The sequence below is a fragment of the Pseudomonas sp. GL-RE-29 genome, from assembly GCF_019947275.1.
Taxonomy (GTDB): Bacteria; Pseudomonadota; Gammaproteobacteria; order Pseudomonadales; family Pseudomonadaceae; genus Aquipseudomonas; species Aquipseudomonas fluorescens_A.
Genome location: NZ_JAGYGD010000070.1, coordinates 1 through 5,399, shown reverse-complemented (window position 1 = coordinate 5,399; position 5,399 = coordinate 1). Strand labels below are relative to the sequence as shown.

The 5,399-nt window shown below is 49.6% G+C and carries 5 protein-coding genes and 1 pseudogene; all 6 read left to right on the top strand.

The window, feature by feature from the left end:
- Window positions 1–91 precede the first annotated feature (91 nt).
- The 6 genes and pseudogenes from KGB21_RS29165 to KGB21_RS29140 all read left to right on the top strand — a co-directional run bounded on the left by KGB21_RS29165 (window position 92) and on the right by KGB21_RS29140 (window position 5,165).
- Window positions 92–610, top strand: a complete 519-nt coding sequence (locus KGB21_RS29165; protein ID WP_223507526.1) for a hypothetical protein — start codon at window positions 92–94, stop codon at window positions 608–610.
- Window positions 611–1,191: 581 nt separating this feature from the next.
- Window positions 1,192–1,785 carry an SMI1/KNR4 family protein gene (locus KGB21_RS29160; protein ID WP_223507525.1) on the top strand — a complete coding sequence of 198 codons (594 nt, stop codon included), beginning with the start codon at window positions 1,192–1,194 and terminating at the stop codon, window positions 1,783–1,785.
- A gap of 68 nt (window positions 1,786–1,853) precedes the next feature.
- Window positions 1,854–2,993, top strand: a pseudogene (locus tag KGB21_RS29155) (RHS repeat domain-containing protein); the annotation flags it as partial.
- A 55-nt stretch (window positions 2,994–3,048) separates the two neighbouring features.
- Entirely contained in the window at window positions 3,049–3,243 is a 195-nt protein-coding gene (locus KGB21_RS29150) for a hypothetical protein (RefSeq protein ID WP_223507524.1), read from the top strand.
- A 180-nt stretch (window positions 3,244–3,423) separates the two neighbouring features.
- On the top strand, window positions 3,424–4,311 hold the full coding sequence (locus KGB21_RS29145) for a hypothetical protein (protein ID WP_223507523.1): 888 nt from the start codon (window positions 3,424–3,426) through the stop codon (window positions 4,309–4,311).
- 344 nt (window positions 4,312–4,655) lie between these two features.
- On the top strand, window positions 4,656–5,165 hold the full coding sequence (locus KGB21_RS29140) for a hypothetical protein (RefSeq protein WP_223507522.1): 510 nt from the start codon (window positions 4,656–4,658) through the stop codon (window positions 5,163–5,165).
- Window positions 5,166–5,399: the final 234 nt, after the last annotated feature.

Genomic DNA, 5,399 nt, shown 5'->3' with positions numbered 1-5,399 from the left:
GGCTTTTGGGGGTGGGTAGGGTGCAGCGAATGGCACGTGAAAGGTTGGAAAGCGGAAAATACGCTGTAGACAAAATTACAGCGCGACTGCTATGAGTGCAGAAATTTTTTATTTGGTTGATTTTTGTGGAGCATCATGCGGTCAGCCTGAATTTATCTCAGGTGAGTTCAATTGTGATGAGTGGGAGTGGGAGTGGGATGAGTTTGATCCTGGAGTTGAAAGTGTTGTTGTGGAGAGGGTTTATAAATTTAAAGTGTTGGATCGTACAATAAAGACGCTAGATGTGGGTTTTTTAGGGTCTCCGCACAATCTTGTGTCAGCACGCTTTCTTGAGGTCTGCGATAGTTTAAATGTTAGATATCGATCAGTGCCGGTTGAACTAAAGCCTGCAAGTGGAGTGATTAGTGGTGAGTATTTTATTTTTATTCCTTTGGATGCTGTGGAGTTGCTGGATCAGGCTGGGTCTAAATATTCTTTGGAGAAAAATTTGAAAACTGGTGAGCCATTATTTAATCGGTATCATCCTACTGTGCCAGTTTATAGCTGGATAAGCCAGTCCTCTGCAAAAAGTGGAGTTTGTGAGGATTTTTTGTTTGTATCGAAATTATGAAATGGGCCTGTATTGAGGAATTTAAGATTGAGGCAGAAAAAAAGCTGGTTGGTTTGAGTTTTAATCCAATAGATAGTGAGTTTGTTTTTGATCCGTGGGGTGAAATTTCCTGAGTGTGTTTGTCTTGTGCCAATAAATGCGTTGACTATTTTGAAGGGGCGCGACGGAGTTGGTGAGTGTGCTCTTTTAATATCATTATGCTTCAGTGGTGTCGGGACGCTGGGCGCTGCTCACATTTCTGGTGATATGATAGATGTTTGTCGTTGCTTGTGATTGGTTGGAGTTCTAGTTGGTCTATTGGATGATTTATTTGGTTGACTAATGAAGGGGCGGTAGGGTGGGTGTGCATAAAGTGTATTCAAAGTTGGTTTTTATAGGGCAGTAAATAGATTTTCGTATGAGTGTGAAGTAGTAAGACGTACTCAAAAAATATGCTCGCAGGGATGTTGATGTTGGTCGAATTTCTCTGGACAAATGTGATGAATCAGAAAACGTTCCATGTGTTGCGTCCCACAACCAGGACTGCCGGGAAGACAAAGGTTCAAGTTAAGTGAATGTTTTTATTCGTTAGGGACGTTTCAATGGTTCTACGTTATTCAGGCGTAAATCCGCCAGCGTCTGCAGCGATGATCAATGAAACGATCCGCTTGTTGGAGGTCGATGAGGATGTATGGATTGCCAGCTTTTGGGCTCTCTATAATGGAGCTTTGCTTGATGATCAATTGTTGATTTATTCGACGGAAGAAATAGTTGAGCGCAATAAAACATATGATATAGACAAGGATTTTCCGGGGCAGCTTTTGGTGGGTGATGACTCTGGTGGCAGGCTTGTTCTGATCGATAGATCTGCCGAAGATAAATTTTATCTCATAGGCTCTGGTAATCCATTTTTAGACGATTCGGAAATATTTTTCTCAGTTGAAGCATTGTTAGCGTATGTCCTTGAAGATGGTAATGAGTTACCGGACTCCGTAAGTATTTTGGCAATAGGTAAAGCTAAAGCCACTTTGCAAGAAATTCTGGAAATCAAGAAAGGGTTAGGGCTGAACGATTCGGTGAAAAATCTGAAAGAGAAACTCGAAAAAGAAAATGAGGTAGTTCTAAAAGAGGTGAAAGCTGCCAAATACGAGGGTGTATCAGCTAGATATCGACATCTGATTCGGTTCGATAACTAGTAGGGGTGCTGATCTAGGGTTTGTGCTGATGATCTTCTAGAAAATACCTCTTGGTATCAGCCTAACACCTCAATCGCCTGTACTACGGCAGCGGCCACCTGCACCAACTCAACCTCGACGGCCAACTGATCAGCGACATCGAGCGCGACGACCTGCACCGCGAAGTCCTGCGTACCCAGGGCGCACTCACCAGCTGCTTCGGCTACGACGCCATGGGTCGCAAGAGCTGGCAGTTCGCCTCGCGCCTGCCAGCGGAAAAACTCTCGCGCATCCACAACCCCGGCATCCAGCCCGACCTGCTGGTGGAGCACGCCTACAACCCGATCCACCGCCGTCACCAGTACGACCCGGCCGGCGAGTTGACCCGCACCCTCGACAAACTGCGCGGCGAGATCAAGTACGAATACGAAGCCAACGGCCAACTGCACAGCCGCGACACCGGAAAGCTTGTCGACAGCGAAGAGTTCCGCTACGACGCCGCAGCGAACCGGCTGAACTTCAACACCAGCCAGTTCGACCACGTCAAAGACAACCGCCTCAAACGCTGGCGGGATCAGGAATATGCCTACGATGCGTGGGGCAACCTGATCGAAAAACGCAGCGGCATGGGCAAGCTGCAGACGTTTGTTTATGACTGTGAGAATCGGTTGGTGCGGGCCGAGACGCTGGTCAATGGCAAGTTGCAAAGTACCGGTGCGTATCGATACGACAGTCTCGGGCGGCGAGTTGCTAAGGTTTCCGAGGTCAACGGCAAGACCGAGCATAAGCACTTCTTGTGGCAAGGCCTGCGGATGCTGCGCGAAGAGCGTCCGGGGCAGAGCAGTCTGTACGTTTACGAACCGGGCAGCTATGCGCCGCTGGCGCGTGTTGACCAGGCGGAAGGTGAAGAGCAAAAGCTTTATTACTTCCATACCGACCAGATTGGTACGCCGCTGGAAATGACTGACCGTGAAGGGCAGATTGTCTGGCAGGCGACGTACAAGGCGTGGGGCTCGGTTGAGAAGCTGACGGTTAATGCCGTCGAGCAGAACCTGAGGTTTCAGGGGCAGTATTTTGACGACGAGACGGGGCTGCACTACAACACGTTTCGGTATTACGATCCGGAGGTGGGGCGGTTTGTAACGCAGGATCCGATTGGGTTGGATGGGGGATATAACTTATACAAATATGCTCCTGATCCTACTGGGTGGATTGATCCATTAGGTCTTTGTTCCAAAGCGTTTCCTTGGTGAGACAAACGCACTGCCGGACTCGGTAGATATTGTGGCTATTGGTAAAGTCAAAATCACGCCGCAAGAGGTGCTGGCAATCAAGAATGAGTTGGGGTTAAGCGAGTCGGTGGCAAAATTGAAAGAAAAACTTGAGAAGGAAAATCAAATGATTTTAAAAGGAGTCAAAGCCGTTAAGTATAAGGGAGTAGTCGCTCAATATCGGCATTTAATTCGATTTAATAACTAGTGGGGGGTTGTCTATTGATCGGATGATTTATGGATAATGCTCCTAATCAATAGATCAGCGTCTCGCTACGTTTACCAAGGCAGCGGCCACCTGCATCGCGAAGCATGCAATGCTTTAATACACCAGCATCCGTCTGGATTAAGGTGTTTTAAAATCAACTACTAGGGAAGTACCAATCTCATGCAGCATTCATCCTCAACCTCTCCAACGGTGACAGGTCAACTGATCTCCACCTTCCGCCACGGCAAGGGCTTTCTGGTCTTCATGCTGTTGTTCGCAATTGTCATGTTGGGTCTGGCAGGATTTGTGTTGTACCTGGGCACCATATTGCCGACGGGCAGTTCCGGGGCGAACACCAGTCGTGGTTCCAGCCCGCAGTTGCTGATCTATTCCGTCAGTGGCTTGCTGGTCGTCATTTCGGCGGTCCTGTTCGGACTTTATGCGTGGCAGAAGAAGTTGCGCGGGACTCATTATGAGGTTTACGAGCACGGCATTGTGGCTGTCAGCGGAAAGCAGCAGCAATTTACGGCGTTTGCTGAATTAGAAGATCTTTATCTGTTCGGCTCGGGGCAAGCGGCATTCACTGGCCTGATCACCAACCTGGCGTACCGGCGTAATGAAAGTGAGCCATTTCATCGCGTGATCGAGTCGTTGAAAGGCTTTCAGAACTTTCAGCAGTTGGTGCGTGAGTTGCACGTCCGCGAGCGTTTGCCGGTTGTAATGAACAAGCTTGAGACGGGCGGAGCAGTGACTTTCAAATACGTGCCGACCGGGCAGGTCTGGCGCAAACGGATCGCGGGGGACTTCCTGAATGTCGTCACTCAAACAATTATTGTGACACGCGAGTTTCTGGAAGTTGACGGACGTAAAGTCCCGGTGTCGACTCTTTCTTCAATCGATTTGAATGCCTGGAGTGAGAAGGTCACCATCCAAGACGAGGCCGGGAATCCGATGCTATCAACGGTGTGCACCGGCATCATGAGCCATGACCTGTTCCTCACCACTCTGGATGTATTGCTGGATGCTGAACGCGCAAGCAGCGCTGAGGCGAAGCCAAGCCTGGCCTGAGATCTCAGGGCGGCGCCAGCGTGAACATCACAATTAACCCGGCTACTCAGGCCGGGTTTTTTGTGGGGGCGTGGTAGAGCGTTTAGACCGATTATTTCCTTGCGTTATTTACATAGACTCAATCCGCATATCCATTACCAAAAAATCCGCGCCCTGACATTGTCCTCATCCGTTACCAATGACGGTTGTTCGTTACAGCAGAATAATCTGTCCTGCCTGCATCTTTAAGGCTGCCCCGACATCGACTTTGGCTGTTTGACCGCCAGCTTGTGGAGCTAGGCCGAATCCATAGAATCCGCCCCATCAGCTTCGTCCAACTATCCAGTCCTTCAGGGAGCAACACCATGATGAATGCCATGCAGATGCAAATGCCGATGAACGCCACCATGCCAATGATGGGCATGCCGATGATGGCGACCATGACCTGCGAGATGATGGACGACGGCATGATGTGCAAGATGATGCCGGCCGCTGGCATGGACATGGCCATGTTCAAGAACAGCGCTGAAATGATGCAGATGATGATGAACTGCGGCATGCCGATGATGATGCATTGCGGCAACATGAGCATGATGTGCATGTCCCAGGCGAGCATGGCCGAGCCAATGATGAACATGATGATGTCCATGCCAATGATGCCGCCAATGATGGGCATGCCGATGCCATCGATGAAGTGCGTGATGGAGTGCACCGTCATGGCCGACTGCATGATGTGCAAAATCATGCCGATGGCCGGCATGAACATGGACATGATGAAAAACTGCTGCAACCTGATGATGAAAATGATGAACGACTGCGGCATGCCGATGATGATGAGCTGCAACGGGATGCCGATGATGTGCTGCACCTGCTGATTGCGCGGAGCATCGGACGGCTTGCTGGCGATGGCGTACTTGGGAGCGCCATCGCCAGCAAGCCGGCTCCTACGTAGAGCGATTCACGCGCTTGATTGAATTGACTGATTCAAAGAAGCAAAAAAAGCCCGGCTGATGTAAATCAGTCGGGCTTTTTTGTAGGAGCCGGCTTGCTGGCGATGGCGTATTTGAGCTGTCTCTTATAAACATCTCCGACCCCACCACACTACCCAT

What these genes read in the sequence shown, in the direction of transcription:
- KGB21_RS29165 (WP_223507526.1), top strand. Translation starts at nt 92, where the DNA reads ATGAGTGCAGAAATTTTTTATTTGGTTGATTTTTGTGGAGCATCATGC.
- KGB21_RS29160 (WP_223507525.1), top strand. Translation starts at nt 1,192, where the DNA reads ATGGTTCTACGTTATTCAGGCGTAAATCCGCCAGCGTCTGCAGCGATG.
- KGB21_RS29145 (WP_223507523.1), top strand. Translation starts at nt 3,424, where the DNA reads ATGCAGCATTCATCCTCAACCTCTCCAACGGTGACAGGTCAACTGATC.
- KGB21_RS29140 (WP_223507522.1), top strand. Translation starts at nt 4,656, where the DNA reads ATGATGAATGCCATGCAGATGCAAATGCCGATGAACGCCACCATGCCA.